The sequence below is a fragment of the Actinophytocola sp. genome, from assembly GCF_035942955.1.
Taxonomy (GTDB): domain Bacteria; phylum Actinomycetota; class Actinomycetes; order Mycobacteriales; family Pseudonocardiaceae; genus DASYTH01.
This window is the reverse complement of sequence record NZ_DASZCQ010000323.1, coordinates 38,166-64,032: the sequence shown is the minus strand read 5'-3', so window position 1 is coordinate 64,032 and position 25,867 is coordinate 38,166. Positions and strand designations below refer to the sequence as shown.

24 protein-coding genes, 1 tRNA gene and 1 pseudogene are annotated in these 25,867 nt (G+C 70.5%); 8 read left to right on the top strand and 18 right to left on the bottom strand.

Annotated features, from left to right (window positions below):
* Nucleotides 1-243 (top strand): hypothetical protein (locus VGX25_RS32455; protein WP_326921781.1); only part of this gene is annotated, 243 nt, incomplete at its 5' end.
* Nucleotides 244-253: 10 nt separating this feature from the next.
* Here VGX25_RS32455 and VGX25_RS32450 read toward each other — a convergent pair.
* The gene (locus tag VGX25_RS32450; RefSeq protein WP_326921780.1) at nucleotides 254-664 is read right to left on the bottom strand and encodes a VOC family protein; all 411 of its coding nucleotides are present in this window, start codon (nucleotides 662-664) and stop codon (nucleotides 254-256) included.
* Nucleotides 665-674: 10 nt separating this feature from the next.
* The gene (locus VGX25_RS32445) at nucleotides 675-1,151 is read right to left on the bottom strand and encodes a helix-turn-helix transcriptional regulator (protein ID WP_414636055.1); all 477 of its coding nucleotides are present in this window, start codon (nucleotides 1,149-1,151) and stop codon (nucleotides 675-677) included.
* A gap of 26 nt (nucleotides 1,152-1,177) precedes the next feature.
* On the opposite strand from VGX25_RS32445, the gene VGX25_RS32440 reads away from it, so the two are divergent.
* Nucleotides 1,178-1,558, top strand: coding sequence for a VOC family protein (locus VGX25_RS32440; protein ID WP_326921778.1), 381 nt, complete (start codon nucleotides 1,178-1,180; stop codon nucleotides 1,556-1,558).
* Between the two features lie 21 nt (nucleotides 1,559-1,579).
* Here VGX25_RS32440 and VGX25_RS32435 read toward each other — a convergent pair whose 3' ends face one another.
* The 4 genes and pseudogenes from VGX25_RS32435 to VGX25_RS32420 all read right to left on the bottom strand — a co-directional run bounded on the left by VGX25_RS32435 (nucleotide 1,580) and on the right by VGX25_RS32420 (nucleotide 7,855).
* Nucleotides 1,580-2,125 (bottom strand): hypothetical protein, encoded by a 546-nt coding sequence (locus tag VGX25_RS32435; RefSeq protein WP_326921777.1) that lies wholly within the window; start codon nucleotides 2,123-2,125, stop codon nucleotides 1,580-1,582.
* Between the two features lie 816 nt (nucleotides 2,126-2,941).
* A pseudogene (locus VGX25_RS32430) lies at nucleotides 2,942-3,510 on the bottom strand (transposase); the annotation flags it as partial.
* A gap of 218 nt (nucleotides 3,511-3,728) precedes the next feature.
* Nucleotides 3,729-4,268 carry a response regulator gene (locus tag VGX25_RS32425; RefSeq protein WP_326921776.1) on the bottom strand — a complete coding sequence of 180 codons (540 nt, stop codon included), beginning with the start codon at nucleotides 4,266-4,268 and terminating at the stop codon, nucleotides 3,729-3,731.
* Nucleotides 4,265-7,855, bottom strand: a complete 3,591-nt coding sequence (locus VGX25_RS32420; RefSeq protein WP_326921775.1) for a HAMP domain-containing protein — start codon at nucleotides 7,853-7,855, stop codon at nucleotides 4,265-4,267. Before VGX25_RS32420 ends, VGX25_RS32425 begins: the two co-directional genes overlap by 4 nt.
* Before the next feature lie 95 nt (nucleotides 7,856-7,950).
* Here VGX25_RS32420 and VGX25_RS32415 point away from each other — a divergent pair, with 95 nt between their 5' ends.
* A complete protein-coding gene (locus VGX25_RS32415; protein WP_326921774.1) occupies nucleotides 7,951-9,963 on the top strand; it encodes a SpoIIE family protein phosphatase in 2,013 nt (670 codons plus the stop codon).
* A gap of 22 nt (nucleotides 9,964-9,985) precedes the next feature.
* Here the strand turns inward: VGX25_RS32415 and VGX25_RS32410 are convergent, their stop codons facing one another.
* The 8 genes from VGX25_RS32410 to VGX25_RS32375 all read right to left on the bottom strand — a co-directional run bounded on the left by VGX25_RS32410 (nucleotide 9,986) and on the right by VGX25_RS32375 (nucleotide 15,743).
* Nucleotides 9,986-10,384, bottom strand: a complete 399-nt coding sequence (locus tag VGX25_RS32410) for an STAS domain-containing protein (RefSeq protein ID WP_326921773.1) — start codon at nucleotides 10,382-10,384, stop codon at nucleotides 9,986-9,988.
* A gap of 409 nt (nucleotides 10,385-10,793) precedes the next feature.
* Nucleotides 10,794-11,213: a response regulator transcription factor gene (locus VGX25_RS32405; protein WP_326921772.1), complete on the bottom strand. Its 420-nt coding sequence runs from the start codon at nucleotides 11,211-11,213 to the stop codon at nucleotides 10,794-10,796.
* Between the two features lie 26 nt (nucleotides 11,214-11,239).
* A complete protein-coding gene (locus VGX25_RS32400) occupies nucleotides 11,240-11,392 on the bottom strand; it encodes a hypothetical protein (RefSeq protein WP_326921771.1) in 153 nt (50 codons plus the stop codon).
* Between the two features lie 315 nt (nucleotides 11,393-11,707).
* Nucleotides 11,708-12,091, bottom strand: coding sequence for a hypothetical protein (locus tag VGX25_RS32395; RefSeq protein ID WP_326921770.1), 384 nt, complete (start codon nucleotides 12,089-12,091; stop codon nucleotides 11,708-11,710).
* Between the two features lie 158 nt (nucleotides 12,092-12,249).
* Nucleotides 12,250-12,528, bottom strand: a complete 279-nt coding sequence (locus VGX25_RS32390; RefSeq protein WP_326921769.1) for a hypothetical protein — start codon at nucleotides 12,526-12,528, stop codon at nucleotides 12,250-12,252.
* 156 nt (nucleotides 12,529-12,684) lie between these two features.
* Nucleotides 12,685-12,756, bottom strand: a tRNA-Arg gene (locus tag VGX25_RS32385).
* 25 nt (nucleotides 12,757-12,781) lie between these two features.
* Nucleotides 12,782-15,007 carry a glycosyl hydrolase gene (locus VGX25_RS32380; protein ID WP_326921768.1) on the bottom strand — a complete coding sequence of 742 codons (2,226 nt, stop codon included), beginning with the start codon at nucleotides 15,005-15,007 and terminating at the stop codon, nucleotides 12,782-12,784.
* 103 nt (nucleotides 15,008-15,110) lie between these two features.
* A complete protein-coding gene (locus VGX25_RS32375; protein ID WP_326921784.1) occupies nucleotides 15,111-15,743 on the bottom strand; it encodes a transcriptional regulator in 633 nt (210 codons plus the stop codon).
* Nucleotides 15,744-15,885: 142 nt separating this feature from the next.
* Between VGX25_RS32375 and VGX25_RS32370 the strand changes: the two genes are divergently transcribed.
* A complete protein-coding gene (locus VGX25_RS32370; protein ID WP_326921767.1) occupies nucleotides 15,886-16,407 on the top strand; it encodes a DUF2231 domain-containing protein in 522 nt (173 codons plus the stop codon).
* Between the two features lie 14 nt (nucleotides 16,408-16,421).
* Entirely contained in the window at nucleotides 16,422-16,844 is a 423-nt protein-coding gene (locus VGX25_RS32365; protein WP_326921766.1) for a hypothetical protein, read from the top strand.
* Nucleotides 16,845-16,847: 3 nt separating this feature from the next.
* Here VGX25_RS32365 and VGX25_RS32360 read toward each other — a convergent pair whose 3' ends face one another.
* Nucleotides 16,848-18,149, bottom strand: coding sequence for a PP2C family protein-serine/threonine phosphatase (locus tag VGX25_RS32360; protein ID WP_326921765.1), 1,302 nt, complete (start codon nucleotides 18,147-18,149; stop codon nucleotides 16,848-16,850).
* A gap of 119 nt (nucleotides 18,150-18,268) precedes the next feature.
* Between VGX25_RS32360 and VGX25_RS32355 the strand changes: the two genes are divergently transcribed.
* Nucleotides 18,269-21,958, top strand: coding sequence for a HAMP domain-containing protein (locus VGX25_RS32355; protein ID WP_414636054.1), 3,690 nt, complete (start codon nucleotides 18,269-18,271; stop codon nucleotides 21,956-21,958).
* On the opposite strand, the gene VGX25_RS32350 is transcribed toward VGX25_RS32355, so the two are convergent.
* Complete coding sequence (locus VGX25_RS32350) at nucleotides 21,930-22,844, bottom strand: sensor histidine kinase (protein WP_326921764.1); 915 nt, start codon at nucleotides 22,842-22,844, stop codon at nucleotides 21,930-21,932. The genes VGX25_RS32355 and VGX25_RS32350 overlap by 29 nt on opposite strands.
* 85 nt (nucleotides 22,845-22,929) lie before the next feature.
* Entirely contained in the window at nucleotides 22,930-23,346 is a 417-nt protein-coding gene (locus tag VGX25_RS32345) for a CBS domain-containing protein (protein WP_326921763.1), read from the bottom strand.
* Between the two features lie 238 nt (nucleotides 23,347-23,584).
* On the opposite strand from VGX25_RS32345, the gene VGX25_RS32340 reads away from it, so the two are divergent.
* Both VGX25_RS32340 and VGX25_RS32335 read left to right on the top strand, forming a co-directional pair.
* Nucleotides 23,585-24,361, top strand: a complete 777-nt coding sequence (locus VGX25_RS32340; RefSeq protein ID WP_326921782.1) for an IclR family transcriptional regulator — start codon at nucleotides 23,585-23,587, stop codon at nucleotides 24,359-24,361.
* Between the two features lie 9 nt (nucleotides 24,362-24,370).
* Entirely contained in the window at nucleotides 24,371-25,486 is a 1,116-nt protein-coding gene (locus VGX25_RS32335; protein ID WP_326921762.1) for an aromatic ring-hydroxylating dioxygenase subunit alpha, read from the top strand.
* Here the strand turns inward: VGX25_RS32335 and VGX25_RS32330 are convergent.
* Nucleotides 25,480-25,863, bottom strand: coding sequence for a DUF6285 domain-containing protein (locus tag VGX25_RS32330; protein WP_326921761.1), 384 nt, complete (start codon nucleotides 25,861-25,863; stop codon nucleotides 25,480-25,482). The two genes, VGX25_RS32335 and VGX25_RS32330, sit on opposite strands and share 7 nt — an antisense overlap.
* Nucleotides 25,864-25,867: the final 4 nt, after the last annotated feature.

Sequence of the window (25,867 nt, the reverse complement as noted above, 5' to 3'; positions counted from 1 at the left end):
CCGGCCCGCGACCGGGTCACCGCCGCCATGGCCACGGTCGCCGGCAACCCGGTCGCCACCGCCCAGGTGGAGCGGGCCGCGGCCCTGCTCGACGGCGACCGTCCGCGGCTGCTCGCCGCCGCGGACGCGTTCAAGGCCGCGGGCTGCCGTTACCAGTGGGCGCGCACGCTGGTGCTCGCCGGTGGCGAGCACGCCGCCGCCGGCACGGCCGCGCTGGCCGCCCTCGGGCTCTCCCCGGGATAGGGTTCCGGGCTCAGCGCAGCTCCTGAATGCGGATCTGGTTGCCCGCCGGGTCGCGGAAGGCGCAGTCGCGGACGCCGTACGAATGCTCGGTCGGCTCCTGGACCACCTCGGCCCCGCTGGCCTGCAGCTTCTCGAAGGTGCCTTCGAGGTCCTTGGTGGCCAGCATGATCCAGCCGTAGGTGCCCTTGGCCATCATCTCGACGATCGTGCGGCGCTCGTCGTCGGTGACCCCCGGCCCGACGGCCGGCGGCGACAGGAGGATCGAGGTGCCGGGCTGCCCGGCGGGCCCGACCGCGATCCAGCGCATCTTGCCGTTGCCGACGTCGCTGCGCACCTCGAAGCCGAGGATGTCGCGGTAGAAGGCCAGGGCGGCGTCCGGGTCGTCGTGCGGGAGGTAGCTGGCGTGAATGGTGAGATCCATGGCGGTCACGCTAAGTGCGACTCGGTGCCGGCGCTTCTCGATTCCTGACCGGTCTGGTCACCTGTTTCGCGATGCACGGCGGCATCCCCGCCGTCGCACGCGCCCCCTCGCGCCGGTACACGCTCGGCGGTACCCCGACCAACTCGGTGAACCGGGTGCTGAACGTACCAAGCGACGAGCACCCGACCGTGAAACAGACCTCGGTGACGCTCAGGTCGCCGTGCCGCAGCAACGCCATCGCCCGCTCGATCCGCCGCGTCATCAGATAGCTGTACGGCGACTCCCCGTACGCCCGCCGGAACTCCCTGCTCAGGTGCCCCGCCGACATGCTCACGCCCCGCGCGAGCGCCTCCACGTCCAGCGGCTGCGCATATTCCCGATCGATCCGATCCCGAACCCGCCGCAGCCGCGCAAGATCACGCAACCGCTGCTCCGCGCCGGGCCTACTCGTCACCCGCAAGATCGTGCCACAAAGGACTGCCAGCATGCTGGACCACGGATAGCCTTGCCGCCATGCATCGCAGCCGGCCGGTCGGCATCCTCATCGACACACCTGCCGCCCAGACCCCCGCGGCAGTGGACTTCTGGTCCGCAGCACTGGGCGTCCCGGCCCGTCCCGCACCGGGCGAAGAGCAGTTCACCGTCCTCGACGGCGCCATCCCCGGCCTGTTCACCGTCATCCAGTCGATCGACGACGCCCCGCGCTACCACATCGACATCGAAACCGACGACCTTGCCGCGGAAGTAGCCCGCCTCACCGCACTCGGCGCCGAGCCGGTCTCCCGCTGGCAAGACGCCCACACCCTACGCACCCCGGGCGGCCACCTCCTCTGCGTGGTCCCCATCCACAGCGATCCCGAGACGTTCGCCCGCTCAGCCCGAACCTGGCCATGACGTCCCACTCCACGATCCGGCTCAGCCCGCCATGATCGTCGCCGCGAGCGCCATCCGGTGATCCTTCGTCCAGGGCGGTCCCAACGTCGCCCGCGGCCCGTTGAGCACCTCGTCGGCCCGCGCACCAAGGACGCGGACCGCCTGGCTCTCCACGTCCCGCGCGTCATAGAGGTGGACCGCCCAGCCACGTTCGCGGGCGAGCTCGGCCAGCACCTGGCAGTACATGACGGAGTCGGCGCGAGCCTGATACGGCGCCCGACGCTGAACGGCAACATCGTCGGGAAAGTCCAGCGGCCAAGCCCGCAACGACATCGACACAATCGGCTCAGGCAACCCACTGGCCAGCTCATCCAGCGCCGCCGACGCCGCCCGCCCCACCGACGCACGCACCTTCGCCACCAACGCCGCCGCGGCATCATCGTCGAGAGACTGTCCGTCGTGCTCAATCGGCGCCACCGGCATGCCAGGCTCGACAAGCTCGATCCGCCGACGATCCACCACCCGACAATCGGCCGACGCCGTAACAGCCACCGCCCACCCAAGATGATGAGCGATACCCAGCCGCATGCCCCGACCCTACAGCGGCCCCACCCCGGCTCACCGAACATCACTTCCGGCGTGCACAGCGCCTGCGCCGTGCACGGAACAGACCCACGCGGTGGTGTCGATTCAGAAGTCCATGCGGCCCACGTCGGCGAGCAGCACGGACGGGTCGTTCGGCCAGGCGGCCCCGGCGGCCATCCGCGGACGCACCCACACCGCGCTGGGCTGACCTGCTCGCGGTCGCTTATCGCGCCCCCATCGGCATCGTGTGTTGCGTTTCCGCGCTGGCGCTTCACGACCTGACCGACGAGATCCCCGCAGCCGTGCAGGTCGCTGTTCGGCGTCCGCATCGCCCGCCGCGCATCAGCCACCCGCCGACCGAGGTGTTCCGGTTCGCCGCGGCCACCTTCGAACTTGGACTGTCCACCGTGGAGGCCGCACCAGGCGAGAACGTCCGGATCTACGACCCCGAACGGACCGTGGTGGATCTCATGCGCCTGCGCCACCGGCTAGGCGAACCACTCGCGCTCAGCGCCCTGCGCCGATACCTGCGCCGCCGCGATGCCCGACCCGGCGAACTGTTTTCGCTCGCCCGCCCGCTGGGTGCGTTCGGCCGCTGCGCGCCGCCCTCGATGTCGCGAGCGCGGAATGAGCCGGCCAAAGAGGCAGACCGCAGCTGGCGGGCGTACCTGGACTTGCAGAACCGGGCACGGCGGGAAAGCGCACCACCCAGGAACTGCTCACCCCTATATGTCCGGAAGCGTTGGCTTGCCGCCTTGCTGCTTCGCCGCGCGCCTGAGCAGGTGACGGCATCGCGACACGAAACGCTGCCGATCCGTACCCGACCGCTGCGACGGCCGGGCGGTGAAGGTCTCCCACCTCCACTCGGTCCCATGGCGCCTCGTGGCGCACGATGCAGTCGATGAACACCACCGGATAGACCGGGTCCAGCAGCCGGTTCTGCCACTCGGCCATGCCGTCCACGACCCGGTCGGTGATGGTCGAGATGGCCTGCTTCGACACGTCCGCCCCGTACACCTCGGCCAGGTGCGCAGCGATCTCCCCGTGGGTCAACCCCTTGGCCGACAACGAATCACCATGCTGTCCACCCCGGTTAGTCGGCGCTGCCGCTTCCTGACCAGCTGTGGCTCGAAGCTGGCGTCGCGATCCCGCGGGACCTCCAGTCCGACCGGGCCGACCTCGGTCAGCACCGTCTGGGCCCGCGTGCCGTTGCGCGAGTTGCCGCCGTCGCGTCCGGCCGGGTCGTGCTTGCCGTAACCGAGATGATCATCCATCTCACCCTGCAGCGCGGACTCGAACACCCGCTTGGTCAACCGGGCCAGCAACCCGCCTTCGCCGGTCATCTGCAGACCCTCGGCCCGCGCCCACTGGGCCAACTCGGCAACCATCCGCTCCTCGGCCGCCTCGCCGGCGAGCTGCTCGGCAGTCGCGGCCTGGCCCCGGGTCCTGCTCTCACTACTCATCGATGCACACTCCACTTTGGACAGTTGCATCGTTGAGATTGCAGTCCCGACGGCTGCGGTAACAACCGCCATGACCGCGGGTGATCTTTGCACCGCCTGCCATGGCCGGTCAGCGCGTCGGCTCACCGGTAGCGCGGTACGCCCTATTCAGGGCGGTTGGAGCTGGTCGTGGCGTCGCGGAGCAGGGTGGCCGCCGCGGTCGGGTTTGCCGGTGAGGCGTCGAGCAGGGCCAGGGCGTTGACCACGACGCGCTGCAGTTGCCGGCGTTCGGCGGCTTGGGCGGCGAGTTCGGCACGTTTAGTCCACAGGTCGACGAAGACGGCGACTTTGGAGCGGAGCACCCAGGGGTCGAAGGGTTTGGTGATGTAGTCGACGGCGCCGATCTGGTAACCGCGGAATGCGAGGCGGGCGTCGTAGTTGAGCGCGGTGAGGAAGATGATCGGGATGTGCCGGGTGCGTTCGCGCTGTTTGATGTGGGTGGCGGTCTCGAAGCCGTCCATCGTGGGCATGCTGGCGTCGAGCAGGATGACGGCGAAGTCGTCGAGGAGCAGCTGTTTCAGGGCATCCTCGCCGCTGGTGACCGAGACGGTCTCGACGGGCAGCCCCTGAAGGATGGCCTCGAGGGCGACCAGGTTCTCCCGGCGGTCGTCGACGAGCAGCACCTTGGCCGGCTCGACGGTCACGGTCTGACCTCGGTGTCGTCGGGGACGCCGCGCCGCGTTCGACTCTGCGCCGCCCAGGATGCGATCACGTCGAGCAGCTGGTCGAGGTCGACCGGCTTGGTGATGTAGTCGTCGGCGCCGGCGGCGAGGCTGGACTCGCGGTCCTCGGGCATGGCCTTGGCGGTCAGGAAGACGATCGGGACGTCCGCGCTGCGGGGCAGAGTGCGGATCATGCGGGTGGTCTCGTTGCCGTCGAGATTGGGCATCATCGCGTCCATCAGGATGATGTCGACCTCCGGATGGTCGGTGAGCAGCCGCACGCCGTCGGCTCCGTTGTCTGCGTACAGCACGGTCATTCCGTGCAGTTCGAGCGCGCTGGTCAGGGCGAAGACGTTGCGCACGTCGTCGTCGACGATGAGCACGGTGACGCCCTCCAGCTGGTGCTTCCGCTCGCTCGGTTCGGGTGCGGCCGGTCGCAGGATCGGTGTTCCGGTGGTGAGTGGTGGCAGACCGGTGTCGGTCTCGGCGAGCGGTAGTGATCGCATGGGGATCGAGCCGCCATCGTCCGGCATGGTTTCCGGAATGTAGAGGGTGAACGTCGATCCGATGCCCAACCGCGACTCGACGGTGATGGCCCCGCCGAGCAGCCGGGCGAGCTCCTTGCTGATCGACAAGCCGAGCCCGGTTCCGCCGTAGCGCCGGCTCGTGGTGCCGTCGGCCTGCTGGAACGCCTCAAAGATCATGGCGAACTTGGCGTCCTCGATGCCGATCCCGGTGTCCGCAACGGCGAAGGCCACCACGCGGTCGGCGGTGTCGAGCGCGGGAACCCCGAAGGTGCGGCCCGGCGGTGCCGTCTCCACGGTCAGGGTGACCGTGCCGCGGTCGGTGAACTTGACCGCGTTGGACAGCAGGTTGCGCAGGATCTGTTGCAGCCGCTGGGTATCGGTGATGATGATCGCTGGCGCGTCCTCGGCCACGTGCACCCGCAGCTCGAGGCCCTTCTCCTCGGCCTGCGCGCGGAAGGCCCGTTCGGCGCCGCCCGCCAATGCGGCGAGATCCACGCTGGTGAGCTCGACGCTGACCCGGCCGGCTTCGATCTTGGACAGGTCGAGGATGTCGTCGATCAGCGCGAGCAGGTCGGATCCGGCGTTGTGGATGGTGTTGGCGAACTCGATCTGCTTGTCGGTCAGGTTGTGCTCGGGGTTGTCGGCGAGCAGCCGAGCGAGCAGGAGCAGCGAGTTCAACGGGGTCCGCAGCTCGTGGCTCATGTTGGCCAGGAACTCCGACTTGTACTGGCTGGCCTGCGCGAGTTGCTGGGCATTCTCCTCTACGCGGCGTCGCGCGGCTTCGATCTCCAGGTTCTTGATCTCGATGTTGCGGTTCTGCTCGGACAGCAGCGTCGCCTTGTCCTCGAGCTCGGCGTTGGTGCGTTGCAGTTCGGCGGACTGGTTCTGCAGTTCCACGGCCAGCCGCTGGGACTGCTCGAGCAGCTCCTCGGTGCGGCGGTTGGCCTGGATCGTGTTGATCGCGACGCCGATGGTCACCACCAGCCGCTCGAGGAAGGTCAGGTGCAGGTTGGAGAACGCCGACACCGATCCGATCTCCAGGACACCGAGTGTCTCGTCTTCGAACAGCACGGGCAGCACCACCAGCGCGGTGGGAGCGAACGAGCCGACACCGGAGCGGATAGGGGTGAAGTTGGCTTCGGTGTCGCGCAGCAGGATCAGCTGCTTGGCCTCCGCCGCCTGGCCGACCAGTCCCTCGCCCCGGGCAAATGAGTGCGGTTGGTGGACGAGGCCGAGCCCGTAGGAACCGCACAGTCGCCATTCCGCCGGTGCCTCGCCGTCGCCGAAGCGCAGGAAGAACGCCCCGATCTGGCCGTTGACCAGTGGCACCACCTCGTTCATGATCATCTGGCAGACGTCGGTGAGGTCCCGCTGGCCCTGCAGTAGGCCGCCGATCCTGGCCAGGTTGGAGTCCAGCCAGCTCTGGTCGGCGTTCTCCTTCGTCGTTTCCCGCAGTGCGACGATCATCTGGTTGATGTTGTCCTTGAGCTCGGCGACCTCGCCGCTGGCCTGCACGCCGATCTGCTGCGTGAGGTCGCCGCGGGTCACCGCGGTGGACACGCCGGCGATCGCGCGTAGCTGGATGGTCAGCGTCGACGCGAGCTGGTTGACGTTCTCGGTGAGGTCGCGCCAGGTGCCGGCGACGCCTTTGACCTGGGCTTGGCCGCCGAGCTGACCTTCGGTGCCCACCTCCCGGGCCACGCGGGTCACCTCGTCGGCGAAGCTGGACAGCTGGTCGACCATGGTGTTGACGGTGTTCTTCAGCGCGAGGATCTCGCCCTGGGCGTCGACGGTGATCTTCTGTGAGAGGTCGCCCTGGGCCACGGCCGTGGTCACCTGCGCGATGTTGCGGACCTGACTGGTCAGGTTGCCGGCGAGCTGGTTCACGCTCTCGGTCAGGTCCCGCCAGGTGCCGGACACCCCCTCGACTTGGGCCTGCCCGCCGAGCCGGCCCTCGGTGCCCACCTCCCGGGCCACCCGGGTCACCTCGTCGGCGAAGCTGGACAGCTGGTCGACCATGGTGTTCACGGTGTCCTTGAGCGCCACGATCTCACCCCGCGCGTCCACCGTGATCTTCTGCGACAGATCGCCCCGGGCCACCGCCGTGGTCACCTGCGCGATGTTGCGCACCTGATCGGTGAGGTTGGCCGCGAGCTGGTTGACCGCGTCGGTCAGGTCCTTCCACGTGCCGGCCACGTTGGGCACCCGGGCCTGCCCGCCCAGCCGGCCCTCGGTACCCACCTCGCGCGCCACCCGCGTCACCTCGTCGGCGAAGACCCGCAGCGTGTCGGTCAACGAGTTGATCGTCTCGGCCAGCTCGGCGATCTCGCCGCGGGCGCTGACGGTGATCTTGCGAGACAGATCGCCCTGGGCGATCGCGGTGGCCGTCAACGAGATCGACCGCACCTGGTTGGTCAGGTTCGACGCCATCGTGTTGACCGAGTCCGTCAGCGCCCGCCAGGTCCCGGACACACCGCGCACGTCGGCCTGCCCGCCCAGCTGGCCCTCGGTGCCCACCTCCCGGGCCACCCGGGTCACCTCGTCGGCGAAGCTGGACAGCTGATCCACCATCGTGTTCACGATGCGACCGATCCGGTTGAACTCACCGCGCAGCGGCCGACCCTCGATCTCCAACGCCATGTGCTGGGACAGGTCCCCCTCCGCCACCGCCGCGATCACCCGCGCGATCTCGGCGGTGGGCCGGGCCAGGTCGTCGATCAACGAGTTGACCGCCGCGGCTCCCCGAGCCCACGCACCGTCGAACTCCTCCTCGTCCAACCGCTCCAGCATCCGGCCCTCACGGCCGACCACCCGGCTGATTCGCAGCAGATCCCGGTTGCGCCGCTCCTGCAGATCCACCATCGCGTTGAACCCGTCGACCACCTGACCGGCCAGCCCGCTGCGCCGCGCCAACCGCACGTCGAAGGAACCCCGCCGCACCCGGGTCGTCGCGTCGACCAACTCCTCGAGCAGGCCCTCGATGTCCTCCCGCACCGAACCGCCGAGGCCGGCCGTCCCGCCGGCGGACTCCAGCGCGGTCATACCCGCCTCCCCAATGCTCAGAAGGACATTCGCCAACGGCGAGTCTACGAGTGATGCCGTAGGCACAGCGGGCTGTGGCGCGGCAAACTACGGCAGTGGATCAACCACGAGAGCGGCGCGCGCGGTTACCCGCGGACGCCGGTTCGCCCGCCGCCGCCCGTCGGCTGGTCCGGTCGGTCCTGACCGAAGCCGGACTCGACGACCTTGCCGACGACGCGCTGCTGCTGACCAGCGAGCTGTGCGAGAACGCTGTCCTGCACGCCGGCACCGGCTTCGAACTCCAGGTCACCGTCGCCGACGGCGGGCTCACCGTGGCCGTCACCGACCAGGGCTCGATCGCGATGGAACTACGCCGCGCCGCCCCGAGCGACCGGCGGGACACCCACAACCGGGGCCTGCAGCTCGTCGACGCGCTGTCCACCGCCTGGGGCAGCCGGCACGACCACCAGGGCCATCAAGTCTGGTTCACCCTCCGCCCGCACGGCAGCCCCGCCCCGGCGCCGGCTACAGCGACCTCGAGCCCGACACCCGCCACGGTCGCCTGGCCCGGTGCCGACACCTGCCGCTGGATGCTGCACATCCCGACCCGGACCACCGCCGCGCTGCCGCTGCCCGCGCTGATCACCGAGCTGATCCGCCGGCTGTGCGACGTGCTCGGCGCGGACGGTGGCAGCGTCTGGCTCGACCACGGGGACGGCGAGCGGGAAGTGATCAACTATGGGCGGCCGCCCGGACCCACTGCGGTCAGCGTGCCGCTGCCCGTCGCCGCACCCCGCATGGGCCAGCTACACCTGAACACACCGACCGTTGCGGCTCACTCGCCCGAGACCATCGATCTGGTCGCCCAACGAATCGCGCTGGCCGTGGAAACCGACCGCATTCGCCGCGCCGACCACGAGCGGTGGACCTGGATGACCTACCTCGCCGAAGCCAGCGATCTCCTCATCCAGTCACTCGACCTCCAACTCACCACGGCGATCGTGCCGCAGATCATCGTGCCGCGGCTCGGACGCTGGTGTGCCGTGCACTTGCTCGACGAACACGGCGAGCCCCGCCTGCACGCCGTGACCCACGTCGACGAGACGGCCCTACCTGGACTCAAGGCCCACCTCGACCGCGCCCACCTGACCGAGCCGCGCGCCACCTGGCGCGAGGTGCTCGCCAGCGAGGCTGACACCGCACAACTCGGCCCGCCCACGCCCGGCATCGCGGTGCCGCTGCGGGTTCGACGTATGTCGCTGGGAACCCTCAGCGTCGGTCGCCCGGCCGATCGCCCGCACAGCGCGGATGAGGTCCTCATGATCACCGAGCTGGCCCGGCGGGCCGCGCATGCGATCGACAACGCCCAACGCAACGCCGCCACCTTTGCCACCTCCCAAGCGCTGCAACAGGCCCTGCTACCGCGGGCGCTGCCCAGTGCCGCCGGCATGTGCTTCGCCGCCGCCTACCAGCCGGCAGGCGCCGGCGCGGATGTCGGCGGTGACTTCTACGACGTCGTGATGATCGACGAGAACCGCTGGCTCGCCACCGTCGGTGACGTCTGCGGCAGGGGTCCCCGGGCGGCCGCGATGACCGGCATGGTGCGTGACGTGCTGCGGGTGCTCGTCCGGACGGGTCACACGGTGGTACGTGCCGTCGAACTGCTCAACGAAACGATTCGGCTCGAGGCCGACTCCCCCAGGCAGTACGCCACCGTGGCGGTGGCCCTGATCAGCCGGCATCCGGCCGACCCGCCGGCACTCGCCGTCGAACTTGTACTGGCCGGCCACGAACAACCCGCGCTGCTCCGTGCCGACGGTACCGTCACGCACCTCGGCCGGCACGGCACCGCCCTGGGACTCCTAGACAGCTTCGCCGTCCACCCCACCCGGCACATCCTCAACCCCGGCGACACGCTCGTGTTCTACACCGACGGCATCACCGAACGCCGTCACGGCACCGAACAGTTCGGCCCCCACCGGCTCGCCCGGGCCCTCGCCGCGGCCGGAGGAACAGCCGACGAGGTGCTCGCCGCCGTGCAGCGAGCCGTCCGCGACTTCTCCCCGGAACCCCAGCAGGACGACATCGCCATCCTGGTGATGCGCATCCACGAACCCGATCAACCATGAGTCTCACCCGAACCTGGTGAGTTCAGCACCTGCCGTCCGGAGCGCTCCGGTGCGGACCCCGCAGGCCGTCCGGGCTCAGCGCGTCCTCGACCGTTTCGACGACCGTGACCAGATGATCGACACCGGTCAGCTCGACCGCTCGACGGACCACCCCGGTCCGGGGAACGACGACGATCAGCGGCACGCCGACATCACAACCACGGCTGTGCGCCGCGATCAGCACCGACAGCCCAGACGAGCCAAAGAACCGAACCTCAGTCAGGTCCACGATGAGCGCATCCGGTGAGGCCGGGGCGGCGGTACCCTCGGCGAGAGCCGTATCCATGATCGGCGCCGTACTGATGTCGACCTCGCCGACCACGCGGACAACCATGTGGCGACCGACACGTTCAGTGGTCGCCGTCAGCAGGGGCCTGCTCACGTCCGTCTCCGGGAAACAACGATCTCTTTCGCGGCGGCTGCCTGCTTAACCTGCCGAAACCCTCCGGGAGAGTACCGGCCGACCGAGCCTCCGGACAAGATCGTCATGGTGTGTGTCCCACGCGCCCTTCTCCTTCACCTGATAGGCCGAGCGCAGTGGCACTCGATCCGGGCCGCATCAGGGAGGGCTGCTCGTAGCGGGCGACGATGCTGCCGGCACCTGACGACGTAGCGCCCGGGATGGATCTGCCAGTCCGGCACGATGAGCGGCAGCAGAGCCCATGTGTGCCCACGAGTACGCCCGGCCGCGCCAACTCCAGGTCGGGAGTGGACAATCAGCCGGTCACCGCGACGGGCCCGCGCTGTTCATTCCGCGCTCTCGACCCGCACCGCCCGGCGCCGAGGTGGGGTCAGAGCCACCCCGCGTCGCTCGCGATCCGGATCGCGTCGAACCTGTTTCGCCCGTTGGTCTTGCCGATCGCGCTGGACAGGTAGTTGCGTACGGTCCCTGCCGACAGGTGCAGCTGCCGGGCGATGGCGGGGCCGGTCTTGCCGTCCGCGGCAAGCCGCAGCACGTGAAGTTCCCGCGCGGTCAACGGGTTGGGCCGAGCCCTCAATGCCACGATGGCCAGATGCGGATCAACCGCCGCCTCGGCCCGGGCGGCTGCGCGGATCGCCTCCAGCAACCGCGGGACCGGTGCGGTCGCATCGATGATGCCGCGAACGTCACCGGCAAGCAGCCGCCGCACCACCCCCGGCGGCTGCGCCGAAACCAACGTCACCACCTGGCAACCGGGTAGTTGGCCGCGTAGTTGCCGCACGACGGCCATGCCTCGGATGGGAGATTTGTCGACGTCTACGACGGCGACATCCGGCCGTAACCGCCGGGCCATCGACAGCACCTGTCCTGCTGGCACTTCACGGCCGCGACGACCTCCAGGTCCGGCACCCGGCTCAACAGGCTGGTCAGGGCATCGCGCAGCAGCTCCGCATCTTCGGCGAGCAGCACCCTACTTCTCGTGGGGGCCGGCGTGGTCTGCCCGGCACGCCGGACCCGGATAAATGACGGGGGGCATCCACCGTGGATTCAGTCATCACAACTCGTCGGGGGTAGTCGCTGACTGGTCGCGTCCGAACACCCCGGATTCGTTGCGGGAAACACCGGGCAGGCCACAATCGACCGCGGGTCGTGCGACGCTGTCGCACCCGCCGGGAGCAGGACGCGTGGCGTTAGCGCTCACCGGCTGACGGCCGTGCCGCCAGCACCGGTGCCGGCTACCGGTCGGGGCCGGCACAGGATGCCTTTCTCGGCGATGAGAATCCGTCAGGGTTGGCGTAGGGCTTTGGACAGGGTGACGAGTTCGTGCACGTCGGCGTCCAGGCCCTCCGGGTCGAGGGTGATGTGGCGGCGTTGGTGCAGCTTGGTGTCCTTCTCCCAGGTCTCAGCTCCGTCTTGAGCGATGGCGGCCTCGATGACCAAGACCTGGCGGGTTGGCTCCAAATGGCGCCAGCGCAGCGCGCACAGCTCGCCGCGGCGGGCGCCGGTGATCATGGCCAGCCACACCAACAGGCCCAGGTCGGGGTCGGCCCAGGCGGCATTGAGGATGCGGGCGGCTTCGGCCGGGGTGGGCGGTTGCGGGTTCGGGTGCGGCTTGGGAGGCGGCTCGGCGTCGGGGGTGGGGCTGCGGTCGATCCAGCCCCATCGCACGGCGCGGTGGTAGGCGCCGCTGAGCAGGTAGTGGAGCTTGCGGACCGTCGCCGGGGCCAGCGGTCGGCACCGGTGCCCTGATGCCGGGTGGCGGCAGTGGTCGCGGCAGCGCAGCAGCTTGGCGTAGAAGCTGTCCAGGATCTCCGGGGTGACTGCCGTCAGCGACAGCCGTCCGAGCAGGGGGGGATGTGCTTGGCGGCCATCCTGCGATGCGAGCGGCGGGTGGTCTCCGTGGCGTGGAGCAGCGCCAGGTGGCGGTCCACCAGCTCGGTGACGGTCACATCGGTTCGCGGCTGACGCCGCTCCCAGACCCGGGCGAGCAGCCGACGACAAACGGCCCCGGCCTCTACCAGGGCCGTCGGTCCGGCTGGGACGGTCTCGCGCAGGTAGTGCGTGCGGCCGGTGACCGGGTCGGTGCCGGCGTAGACCCCGGACACGGAGCGACCCGCTGGACAGGCGACTGATGGAGCCGCAGGGACCGCGGGCAAATTGGAGTACTACCGCGACTTACGTCGCGTTGGACTTGACACGACTCTTGGCACATGACAGTCCACTCTAGACACAGTGGTCCCATCACACCAGGTCAAGCAGGGTGCCCCCGGCAGGATTCGAACCTGCGCTCCCGCCTCCGGAGGGCGGTGCTCTATCCCCTGAGCTACGGGGGCGACGCGGGCAGCTTAGCGTATGGGGTTAGAGGGTGCGGAGTTGGTAGATGCCGCGGCCGAAGGTGGCGGCTACCAGGCGGTTGTGGGTGGGGTCGTATTCTAGGTCGTCGACTGGGACCAAGGGGAGGGCGCGGCCAAGGCGGAGCCAGCGGGCGGTGGAGCCGAAGCTGACGAAGACGCCTTGGTCGGTGGCGGCGTAGAGGAGGCCGCCGCGGGCGAGGATGAGGTCGTTGACGGGGGCTTGGGGGAGGTTGCCGGACAGGTCGGTCCAGGAGGCGCCGAAGTTGCGCGACACCATGATGTGCGGGCGGGGGGAGCCGGAGCGGTAGCCCGAAAGCGTGATGTAGACGGTGCCAGCAGACCTGGGGTCGACGACGACGCGGGTGACCCAGGGTTGGCCGGACAGCACCAGGGTCCAGGTGGCGCCGAGGTCGCGGGTGACCCAGACGCGGCCGTCGTCGGTGCCGACGTAGATGACCGGGCCGGCGGCGGCGACGGTGCTGATCGTGCCGAACGGGTAGGTGTCCTGGCCGGGGCCGCCGGTGAGGTCGGGGCTGATGGGGGTCCAGGTGACGCCGTTGTCGGTGGAGCGGTTCAACCTGTTGCCGCCGTAGTACATGATCCGCGGGTCGGCGGGGTCGAACTGGACGGGGGTGAACCAGTTGCGGCGGTCGGAGGTGGTGCCGTTGGAGAACAGCGTCGTGGTGTCGCCCCCGTCGACCGAGCGGAAGCAGTTGCCGAACTGGAAGCAGGCGAACACGTTGTTCACGTCGGTCGGGTTGATCAGGTTCTCCTCGCCGTCACCGCCGACGTACTGGTCGAACCCGTCCGGGCCCCAGGATCGCACGGAGCCGTTGTCCTGGGTGCCGCCGGACACCCGGCTGACGTCCTGCGGGGTGATCGCGGCGCTGTAGAACTGGGTGTACGGCTCGTAGGTGGCCTTCACCCAGCCGCCGTCGCCGTCGGTGTCCGACCGGTAGGTGCCGCCGTCGTTGCCCAGGTACACCCGGGAGGGGTAGCGCGGATCCCAGGCCATCGCGTGCTGGTCGGCGTGGATCGTCTCGCTGTCGATCGTCCAGGTCAGCCCGCCGTCGTGGCTGGTGGACAGGCCGACGCCGGCCACGTGCAGGTGCCGGGCGTCGTCCGGGTCGACCCAGATCTTGCCGAACCACCAGGCGAACGTGGACTGCTGGGCGCCGAACTGCGTGTCGTCCGGCAGCCGGGTCCAGGTGTCCCCGCCGTCGGCCGAGGTGAGGAAGCCGGCGAAGGTCTGGGCCGAGGTGGCGCCCCGGCCGAGGATCGCGTACAGCCGGTTCGGATCCGACGGCGCGATGCCGATCCCGATCCGGCCGAGGTCCGCGGCGGCGGGCGCCAGCGCGTCCAGCCGCTGCCACGTGGTGCCGCCGTCCACCGACCGGTACACGCCCGAGCCGACACCGCTGTACGTGCGCAGGTTCGGCTGCCGGCGGTGGTCCCACATGACGGCGTACATCCGCTGCGGGTTGGCCGGGTCGAACATCACCTCGGTGGCGCCGGTGGTGTCGGTGACGCCGGCCAGCACCCGGGTCCAGCTGCGCCCGCCGTCCAGCGAGCGGTACACGCCGCGCTCGCCGCCCGGGTTGAACAGCGATCCGGTGGCCGCGACGAAGATCTGCCGGGGGTCCCGCGGGTGGATGACGATGTCGCCGACCGCGCCGGAGTCGCGCAGCCCGATGCTGGTCCAGCTGCGGCCGCGGTCGGTGGACTTGTACACGCCGGTGCCGGTGTAGGTGATGCTGCCGCCGCCCGGGTTGGCCTCCCCGGTGCCGGCGTAGATCGTGCCGTTCGGGTCGATCGCGACCGAGCCCATGGCCTGGGTGAGGTCGTCCGGCCAGGCCGGTGCGAAGGTGCCGCCGGCGTCGGTGGACCGCCACAGCCCACCGGACGCGGCCGCCACGTAGACGGTGTCCGGCCGCTGCGGATCGAGGGCCAGGTCGACGATGCGCCCGCCGATGTTGGTCGGCCCGACCAGCGACCAGCGCCCGCCGACGGCCGGGAGGCGGCTCGCCTCGGCCGCGGCGATGTCGAAGGCGTGCCGGGGCAGCTCCTCGCCGCGCAGCGTCTTCTGCAGGAACCGGTGGTCGGCCGGCGCGGACGGCCCGCGCACCGGGCGGTAGAACTCGTCGTCGGCCGGGGCGGCCGCGGCGGATCCAGTGGGAACCAGCAGCGCGGCGGTCAGCACGGAGGCAGCGGTGATCAGCAGACGGCGCATGGCAGGGCACCTCGGGTCAGCTTGTGGCCAACGGAGATCGCCCGTCACGCTAGGAGCCGGCGCGCACCCTGATAAGCCACCAAATGGCCGCACTTGCGCCGGGTCAGGGGGTGGCGCGCAACTCCACGCAACACTCGCCGGCGCGGGGGGTGAGAACGGCGCGCAGCGGGGTAGCCCCAAGACCGCTGAGAAAGCCGGTGAGGAACGCGTGGTTGATTCCGCAGACGAGGTCGGGGGCGCGGGCGGCAAGCGGGTGGAACGGGCAGTTGCGCAGCCGCAGGCAGGTGGGCGCCTCCCGAGACGGTTCGAAGCCGTGCCGGGACAGCACGCCCTCGCACAGGGTCAGAGCGCGCTCGGCGCCCAGCCGGCCCGGCCTGGCTCGCCGGCGCTCGGCGGCTCCCAGGTCCTCGCCGCGAACGCCGGCCGCGCGCACGGCGGCGGCGCGGGGGGACCCGCCGGGATCCGCGGCGAGCACGGCGTCCAGGAGGATGTCGGCGAGGACCTCGTGCCGGCGCTCGGGAATGCTGACCCGGATGTCCACATCGGTCGGCTCGTAGCGCTTCGGGGCCCGGCCGACCCGGCGGATCCCGTCCGCCGGCTCGTAGTGCGCGCGCAGCAGGCCGGCCGCGACCAGCTTGTCCAAATGGAACGCGGCCAGCTTGCGGGAGATGCCGACGGCCGCGGCGGCCTCGTCCCGGCTCACCGGGCGGCGGGCGCGCCGGATGAATGCGTACATGCCGCGGCGCAGCTGGTCCTCCAGTGCGGCGACGGCGCTGATCGCGGATTCATCGGACGGCACCCCACCACGGTAGCCAACGGGCTTGACCGGCACACCGATTAAGACCAAACTTTATTAGTGAAATAACTCGGAGGCTGCCATGACGAGTCAGCTCCACCAGGCCAAGCGGCCGGTCAGCGCCGTGCTGGCGGGACCGTACGGCCATCCGTTCCACCCGATCCTGGTGACCGTGCCGATCGGCGCGTGGGTGTCGAGCCTGGTGTTCGACATCGCCTCGCGAGTGGTCGACAACCCCGGTTTCCTCAATCAGGGCTCGGTCTGGCTCATCGCGATCGGCGTCGTCGGCGCGCTTGCCGCCGCCCTGGTCGGGTTCCTCGACCTGTTCGCCATCCCCGGCGGCACGGCCGCGTTCCGCACCGGGCTGGTCCACATGAGCCTGAACCTGACCGTCACCGCCGCCTACGTCGCGAACTTCTTCTGGCGGCAGGGCGACTACGGCGAGCCGGTCGGTGTCGCGTTAGGACCGCTGGTGCTGTCCGCGGTGAGCCTCGCCGCGCTCGGGGTGTCCGGCTTCCTCGGCGGCAAGCTGGCCTACCACTACGGGGTCCGGGTCGCCGACGAGGCCACGCAGACCGAGGGTTTCCGCAATCCCACCACGTAGACAAGGAGATTGACATGGATGTCGCCGCACTGATCGCCTGGCTGGTCACCGCGGTGGGCGGCTTCGTCCTGCTCGGCACCTGGATCTCCAAGGGTGGTGCCCGAGCACCGCGGACCAGCAACTTCCCACCAGCGCTGATCTTCGGCCACTTCGCGCTGGCCGCCGCCGGCCTGGTCGTGTGGATCATCTACCTGGTCGCCGAGACGTCCGGCCTCGCCTGGACGGCCTTCATCCTGCTGATCCCGACCGCGCTGCTGGGCTTCGTCATGCTGGCGCGGTGGATCCCGACCTACCGGTCGCGGACCGTCACGGCCGGGCCGGGCACCACGGCGAGCCCGGAGCCGGCCGAGAAGCACTTCCCGGTCCCGGTGGTGGTCGGCCACGGCCTGTTCGCCGTCACCACCCTCGTGCTGGTGCTCATCGCGACGCTCGACTGACCCCTACTGCCCGGGAGCGCTCTGGACGGCCAGGAGCGCGATGTCGTCCCGGCTGTCGCCGCCGGACCAGCGCCGGACCGCCTCGTCGACGCGCTCGACGACCTTCTCTACCGGCAGGCCGGCGCATCCGGCGAGCACCGCGCGCAGCCGCTCCTGGCCGAACAGCTCCTCGCCACCGGCGCCGCCGCGGGCCTCGGTGATGCCGTCGGTGTAGAGCACCATCGTGTCGTACGGGCGCAGCTCCACCGTGTTCTCGCCGAACCGGGCCTGCGCCATGATCCCGACCAGCATCCCCGGCAGGGTCACCACGTCCACGGTGCCGTCCCTGCGCACCACCAGCGGGGCCGGGTGGCCGCCCGAGCTCATCCGCAGCAGCAGCGCGCCGCCGCCGCGGCGGATCGCCGAGGCCACCACCAGGGTGGCGAACTTGTTGCTGCCGGCGCCCAGCATGGCCTGGTTGAGCAGGCGCAGCAGCCGGTGCGGGTCGTTCTCCACCAGCCGCAGCGCGGCCAGCGCGTGCCGGAACCGCCCGCTGAGCGCGGCCGCCTCGGCGCCGTTGCCGCACACGTCGCCCAGTGCGATCAGCGTGCTCCCGTCGGCCTGCGGGTGGACGTCGTAGAAGTCGCCGCCGACGTCGACCGGCCCGTCGGCGGGCCGGTAGATCGCGGCCAACCGGATGCTCGGCACCGACGGCAGCGCCGGTGGCCGCAGCGTGCTCAGCAGGTCGTTCGCGGCGGCCTTGTGCCGTTCGAACCGGCGCGCGGCCGCGATGGCCCGAGCGCAGCACTCGACGAACCGCTCGGTGGCCCGCAGCTGGTCGACCGGCACCGGCCGGGAATCCCGCCGGGCCAGCACCAGCGCGCCGAGGGTCGTGTCCGAGCCGGCCAGCGAGACGACCGACATCTCCGGGTAGCGGGACAGCGGGTCGGCGAACGATCGCGGGAGCGCGGCCAGCTCGGTGTCGGGCAGCCGATCGACGACGACCTCCCCGTCGGCGATGGCCGCGGCCAGCGTGGGCGCGTTCTCCGCGGAGGGGCGGCGGATCCGGCCGCGCACGCACCGGCCGCGCCCGCTCCACCGCCACCATTGCAGCCGCCCGCGGATGTCCGGGAGCACCAGCACCGCGCAGTCGGCGAGGGTCGGCACGGCCAGCTCGACGGCGCGGACGGCCGCCGTGTCGAGATCGATGGCGCCGATCAGGCGGCTGCCCACCTCGGTGAGGAAGGGAAGGAAGGCATCCGAGGTGGGGACGTCGACCTCGACCTCGGCGGGTGGGGCACTGGCCGGTGGCGTCGCCCTACGCACTCGAGCCCACTTGTGAACCTCCTGACCGCCGACAACGGTCCGCGCGTAGCGTATCGCGGCGAACACCCATAAAGCATGGGAGGCTGGAACCCCCCGCCCTCGGTCAACGGGAGAGTGTCGTGACCGCCCACCTTCGACCGGATCAGTCCACCGGCAACAGCATGCAAGATCGACTGCTCGTGGCCCTGCAGAACCTACGCGACGGAAACTTCGGCCACCGGATCAACCCGGACGGAGACGCGTTGTCCGGCGAGCTCGCCGCCGCGTTCAACGACATCGCCGAGCGCAACGAGAAGCTGGTGACCGAGCTGGTCCGGGTGCGCTCCACGGTCGGCAGGGAGGGCCGCCTCGAGGACCGGCTGGCCGCCGACCGGGGCAACGGCGGGTTCGCCGCCGCGGCCGACGCGGTCGACGGGCTCATCGCCGACCTGACCCGTCCCACGCTCGAGCTCAACCGCGTGCTGGCGGCGGTGGCCAGGGGCGACCTGTCGCAGCGGATGGAGCTGCACCTGGACGGCCACTCGCTGCGCGGCCGGTTCGCCGAGTTCGGCCGCACGGTCAACGGCCTGCTCGACCAACTGTCCCTGTTCGCCACCGAGGTCACCCGGGTGGCGCGGGAGATCGGCACCGACGGCCGGCTCGGCGGCCAGGCCAACGTGCCCGGGGTGGCCGGCACCTGGCGCGACCTGACCGACTCGGTCAACTTCATGGCGCGCAACCTCACCGGCCAGGTCCGCAACATCGCCGAGGTGACCACCGCGGTGGCGTCCGGCGACCTCACCCGCAAGATCACCGTCGAGGTGTCCGGCGAGATGCTGGCGCTGAAGAACACCATCAACACGATGGTCGACCAGCTTTCCGCGTTCGCCGACGAGGTGACCAGGGTGGCCCGCGAGGTCGGCAGCGACGGCCGGCTCGGCGGGCAGGCCAAGGTGCCCGGGGTGGCCGGCACCTGGCGCGACCTGACCGACTCGGTCAACTTCATGGCCAACAACCTGACCACCCAGGTCCGCAACATCGCGGCGGTGGCCACGGCGGTGGCCCGCGGCGACCTGTCGCAGAAGATCACCGTGGACGTCAAGGGCGAGGTCCTCGAGCTGAAGAACACGCTCAACACGATGGTCGACCAGCTCTCCGCGTTCGCCGACGAGGTGACCAGGGTGGCCCGCGAGGTCGGCACCGAGGGCAAGCTCGGCGGGCAGGCCAGGGTGCGCGGCGTCGGCGGCACCTGGAAGGACCTGACCGACAACGTCAACGTCATGGCCGAGAACCTCACCGGCCAGGTGCGCAGCATCGCCGCGGTGGCCGGCGCGGTGGCCGGCGGCGACCTGTCCAAGAAGATCACCGTCGAGGCCAAGGGCGAGGTCGCGGCGCTGGCCGAGACGTTCAACGGCATGGTGGACACGCTGCGCACGTTCGCCGACGAGGTGACCAGGGTGGCGCGCGAGGTCGGCACCGAGGGCATCCTCGGCGGCCAGGCCCAGGTCCGCGGCGTCGCCGGCACCTGGAAGGACCTGACCGACAACGTCAACTTCATGGCCAACAACCTGACCAGTCAGGTCCGCAACATCGCCCAGGTGACCACCGCCGTCGCGGGCGGCGACCTGTCCAAGAAGATCGACGTCGACGCCCGCGGCGAGATCCTCGAGCTCAAGACGACGATCAACACGATGGTCGACCGGCTCTCCGCGTTCGCCTCGGAGGTCACCCGGGTGGCGCGGGAGGTCGGCACCGAGGGCAAGCTGGGCGGTCAGGCCGAGGTGGAGGGCGTGTCCGGCACCTGGCAGCGGCTCACCGAGAGCGTCAACCAGCTCGCCGGCAACCTGACCACCCAGGTGCGCGCGATCGCCGCGGTGGCCACCGCGGTCACCGCCGGCGACCTCACCCGGCAGATCACCGTGGACGCCTCCGGTGAGGTCGCCGAGCTCAAGGACAACATCAATCAGATGATCGGCAACCTGAAGGAGACCACCAAGACCAACCGCGAGCAGAACTGGCTGAAGACCAACCTGGCCCGGATCTCCGGCCTGATGCAGGGCCAGCGGGACATCGGCACGGTGTCCGCGCTGATCCTGTCCGAGCTGGCTCCGCTGGTGAACGCCCAGCACGGCGCGTTCTTCCTCAGCCAGACCATGCCGGACGGCGGCACGATGCTCGTGCAGACCGCGGCCTACGGCAAGGTCACCGAGACCCCGCCGCGGTTCGCGCTCGGCGAGTCGTTGATCGGCCAGGCGGCGCTGGACAAGAAGACGATCCTGATCACCGGCGCCCCGCCGGACTACATCAAGGTGGCCTCCGGGCTGGGCTTCACCCGCAACGTCGACGTGATCGTGCTGCCCGTGCTGTTCGAGGGTCACGCGCTCGGTGTGATCGAACTGTCCACCGTGAACACCTTCACCGAGGTCCACCAGGATCTGCTCGAGCAGCTCAAGGAGCTGATCGGGACCGGGGTCAACACGATCCTGGCCAACGAGCGGACCGAGGCGCTGCTCGCCGAGTCCCAGCGGCTGGCCCGGGAGCTGCAGGCCCAGCAGGAGGAGCTGCAGCGCTCCAACATCGAGCTGGCGATCGCGTCGAAGTACAAGTCGGAGTTCATGGCGAACATGTCGCACGAGCTGCGCACGCCGCTGAACAGCGCGCTGGTCCTGGCGAAGATCCTGTCCGACAACCACGACGGGAACCTGACCGGCAAGCAGGTCGAGTACGCCAAGACCATCTACTCGGCCGGCAGCGACCTGCTGCAGCTGATCAACGACATCCTCGACCTCGCGAAGGTGGAGGCCGGCCACCTCGAGTCGCATCCGACCGACGTGTCCCTGCCCCAGCTGGTCGAGTACGTCCAGAACATGTGCCGGCCGCTGACCTCGGACAAGGGTCTGGAGTTCGAGGTCGTCGTGGACCCGGCCACCCCGCAGAACCTGCACACCGACGAGCAGCGGCTGCAGCAGATCCTGCGCAACCTGCTGTCCAACGCGGTGAAGTTCACGCACAAGGGCACGGTGCGGCTGCACATCCGGATGGCCGCCAGGGACGAGGTGCAGAACCCGCGGCTGCGGTCCGAGCCGGCGGTGTTCGCCTTCGCCGTGACCGACACCGGGGTGGGCATCCCGGAGGACAAGCTCGAGATCATCTTCGAGGCGTTCCGGCAGGCCGACGGCACCACCAGCCGGGCATACGGCGGCACCGGGCTCGGCCTGTCGATCAGCCGGGAGCTGACCCACATGCTCGGCGGCGAGCTCTCGGTGCGCAGCGAGCCCGGCGTGGGTAGCACGTTCACCCTCTACCTGCCGGCCACCCCGTTACCGGCGCCGGTCAACGCGCCCGACGAGCTGATCGAGGACACGCCGCGGCACGAGATCCCCGCGGTGATCCCCGAACCGGCCTCGACCGCGCCGACCGGGCGGTTCCGCGGTGTGAAGGTGCTGATCGTCGACGACGACCCGCGCAACGTCTTCGCCCTGACCGCGGTCCTGGAACGGCACGGCTTCGACGTGGTCTCGGCCGACACCGGTGTGTCCGGCATCCGGGTCCTCGAGCAGCACCACGACATCGCGCTGGTGCTGATGGACGTGATGATGCCCGAGTTGGACGGCAACGCCACAATCGCCGCCATCCGGAACATGTCGCAGCACGCCGACCTGCCGATCATCGCGGTGACCGCCAAGGCCATGGCCGAGGACCGGCAGCGCACGCTCGCCGCGGGCGCCAACGACTACGTGACCAAGCCGGTGGACGCCGACCGGCTGGTGCAGCTGATCGCGACGCACCTGGACGAGGACCTCACGGCGCCGGCTCAGCACGTGCCGTGATCCGCATGTGCAGCCGGAGCAGCCCGGAGCCCAGCTCCACGAGGTCGCACACCTGGTGGATCAGCCACAACCCACGGCCCCCGACCGCGCCGAGGGGTGGCCGCAGCCGGCCGGACAGCGGATCGGCCAGCCGGCCGCCATCGCGCACCTCGACGATCACCTCGGTGGGTGTCCGCCACATCGTCACCTTGCCGGCGCCGCCGCCGTGGCGCAGCGTGTTGGCCGCGGCCTCGCCCACCGCCAGCTTGAGATCCGCCAGGCGCTCCGGGGGCAGGCCCGATGCCCGGCCGAACTCCACGGCACGCATCCGCACCAAGGCCAACTCTCCCGGCCCCAGCGACATCCGCACCGCCTTGGCCGGTTCCTCGGCGGGCAGCGCGTCGCAGTCGGTGCTCACCGCGTACGGGTCGGCGTACTCGGTGCTCGGCATCTCCGCGCCGTCCGCCCACACCACCGGGTGCGTGCGCCACGCGTCGGCCACGGTGTGCGGATCGAGCCCGGAAACGTCGTAGGGGCACAGAATCGTCACCGGCACGTCGGCGAACGCCAGGTTGATCAGTGCCTCGTGCCGGGTGGCCTCGCGGATCTCCAGCGGCGAGCGGGACGGCCAGATGGGCTCGCCGACCAGCCACGCCCGGCCGGCGCCGCGCCGGGCGGCGAAGTCGGTGAGGGCGGTCAGGATCCGCCCGGGGTTGCGACCCACCTCCGACATGTCGTGCAGGACGACCCGATCGGCGTCGACGCCCAGGAAGGCGCGCAGTGGGGCGAGGCGTTCGGGCGGAACCGAGACGAACACCGGCTCCCCGGCCGCCAGCCCGTTCCGGACGAACCCGCCCACGCCGGCCAGGTAGTCGTCGATGCCGCGGTAGAAGAGCGCTGGATGCACGAAGCTCGAACTATCACCCGGTGCGGCGTCAGCGCCCATGCCGTCATCACCCCGCGTCACACTATCGCGCAGGGCGCCTCCTCGCTCAACTCTGAGAGATCGCTTCAACCATGTCGCCGACCTGGGACTCGGACATCGAGCGAGCGACGTCCGCCTGAGCCACGATCCCGACCAGATCGTGCCCCTCGAGCACCGGAACCCGGCGGATCTGGTGCTCCTTCATCGTCCGCATGACCTGCTCCACGTCATCGTCGGCGGCCACGGTCACCACGGTGCCGTGCGGCACCTCGCCGGCGTGCATGGCCCGCGGGTCCTTGCCGGCGGCCAGCACCTTCACCACGATGTCGCGGTCGGTCAGCATGCCCTTGAGCCGGTTGTCCTCGCCGCAGACGGGCAACGCGCCGACGGACTCCTCGGCCATCCTGCGGGCCGCGTCGAGCACCGTGTCGCTCGTCCGCACGCAGGTCGGGTTCGGGGTCATGATGTCTCGCGCGGTAGTCATCGCCACAACCTTCTGTCGTTATGATCCACTTCGGCTGCTCGGATAACGGGGCGTACCCAGCGAGCCACGAGGGCAAACCGGCGGGACCTGCCGGTGCCCCGAGCCCACACCAGGAAAGGGCTTTCCCAAATTCATCGGAGGTGTTACCGTCTTCCCATCCAGTGGTGACATGTACCGCTGAGTGGTACACGGGTGCGCGGATCGGGGGTGGACGGTGCCTGGCTTTCCCGTGAACGGCGTGACCGCCGCGCAGCGGCAGCACATCGGAACCCTTGAGCGGGGCCTGGCCGTGCTCGAGCACGTCGGCGCGCGCCAGGAGATCTCCACCAACGCGATCGCCACGCAGCTCGGGCTGTCCCGCAGCGCGGTGTACCGGATCGTCAACACGCTCAAGGAGCTCGACTACCTGGAGGCCGACCACGTGACCGGCCGGGTCCGGCTCGGCGCGCGGATGGTCGAGCTCGGCGTGCAGGCCATGGCCGCGACCGACCTGCACAAGGCGGCGCCGCAGTTCCTCTCCGGACTGGCCGCGCGCAGCGGTGAGACGATCTTCCTGGCCGTGCCGGACGGCGACGCCATGGTCTACGTGGGAAAGGACCGCGGCGTCAACGCGGTGACCCTGCACTGCCAGCTCGGCACCCGGCGGCCGCAGCATGCGACGTCGCTCGGCAAGGCCTGGCTTTCCGCGCTGCCCCAAGGCGAACGCGTGGAACGGGTGGCGCGGATGCGGCTGGATCGCTTGACCCCCAACACGATCGTGGACCGGGGCGTGCTGCTCGACGAGCTGGACCGGACCGGCCGGCGCGGCTGGGCCGTCGACAACATCGAGAACGAGCCGGACGTCGGCTGCGTGGCGGCCGCCGTCCGGGACCGGACCGGCCGCCCCGTCGCCGCGATGAGCATCGCGGGCCCGGCCGCCAGGGTCCTGGCGCGCGCCGCAGAGCTGGGCCCGCTGGTCGCCGACGCCGCCGGCACGCTGTCCCGCAGGCTCGGTCACATCGCACCGGCCGGGTAGCGTCGCGCCGTGACCGCTTCCTGGCCGCCCGCACCGCTTTCGGTCGACGAGCCGGTCGGCGCGCCGACGCTGCTGCCGGCACGGGCTTACGTCCGCGCCGAGGTGCTCGCCTGGGAACGCCGCCACCTGTTCGCCGGCACGTGGAGCTGCGTCGGCCGGGTGGACGAGCTGCCGGCCCAGCACGGCGTGACGGTCGGCGACGTGCCCGTGCTGCTGACCAGGGACGGCGACCGGACGGCGGCGTTCGCCAACACCTGCCGGCACCGGGGGCACGAGCTGCTGCCTGACGGCGGGTCCGCGGACGGCCGGGTGGTGGTGTGCCCGTACCACGCCTGGGTGTACACATTGGACGGAGCATTGCGGGCGGCGCCGCGGTTCCGTGACGTGCCGGGATTCTCCGCCGCCGACCACGGCCTCGTCCCGCTCCCGGTCGAGGTCTGGCACGGCTGGGTGTTCGTCAACGCGACCGGCGACGCCGCTCCGTTCACCGTCCACTTGGGAGAGTTGGCCGGCCTGGTCGCCCCGTACGCGCCGGAGAAGCTGAAGCTGGCCGCGCGGCACGACTACCGGGTGCGGGCCAACTGGAAGGTGATCGTCGAGAACTACCAGGAGTGCTACCACTGCCCGCGGATCCACCCCGAGCTGTGCGCGGTGTCCCCGCCGAACAGCGGCCACAACTACGACCTGCCTGGCGCCTGGGTCGGCGGCGCCATGGACCTGCGCGAGGGCGCGGAGACCATGTCGCTCGACGGCCGCTCCCGGGGCGCCTTCCTGCCCGGTGTGGACCGTCGCCGGGTGCTCTACCTCGCCCTTTTCCCGGATCTGCTGCTGTCCCTGCACCCGGACTACGTGATGACCCACCGCCTGCGCCCGCTCGCCCCGGACACCACGCGCGTCGAGTGCTCCTGGTACGTCGCCGAGGGCGTGCTCGACGCGTCCTACGCCGAGCGGTTCTGGGACCGCACCAACCGGCAGGACTGGGCCGCCTGCGAGTCGGTCCAGCGCGGCCTCGCCTCCCCGCACTTCCGCCCGGGTCCGTTCGCCCCCAACGAGGACGCGGTCCAGCGCTGGGTCACCCTGATCCGCCGCGCATACCTGGGCACGCCGCCCTGGGAGGGTCAGTGAGCGTCGGGCCAGCGCTCCGCGGCGTCGGCCAGCGACGGGTACCGCGGGTTGTCGATGGCCAGCCGGGACAGCGCGCTGCGCACGAGGTGGTCCCGTAGCGCATCGTCCACGATGGATCCATCGCGGATCTTGCCGGCCAGCACGGCGTTGAGCGTGGGCAGGTCGCCGTCGGCGCCGGTGAGCGTGCGGAGCCGGGCCAGCTCGGCCGCGGCCACGGCGGGCCCGGAGGTCAGCTCCCGCTCCACGATCCGCAGTGCGTTGGCGGCCACCTTGGTGTGAAAGGCGATGCGGCCGTCGAGGGCGGCCAGGACCTCCCGCTCGAGGAACTCGGCCACCGCGGCGACCAGCTCGGCGGCCGTCGGCCGTTCGTCGAGCATTCGG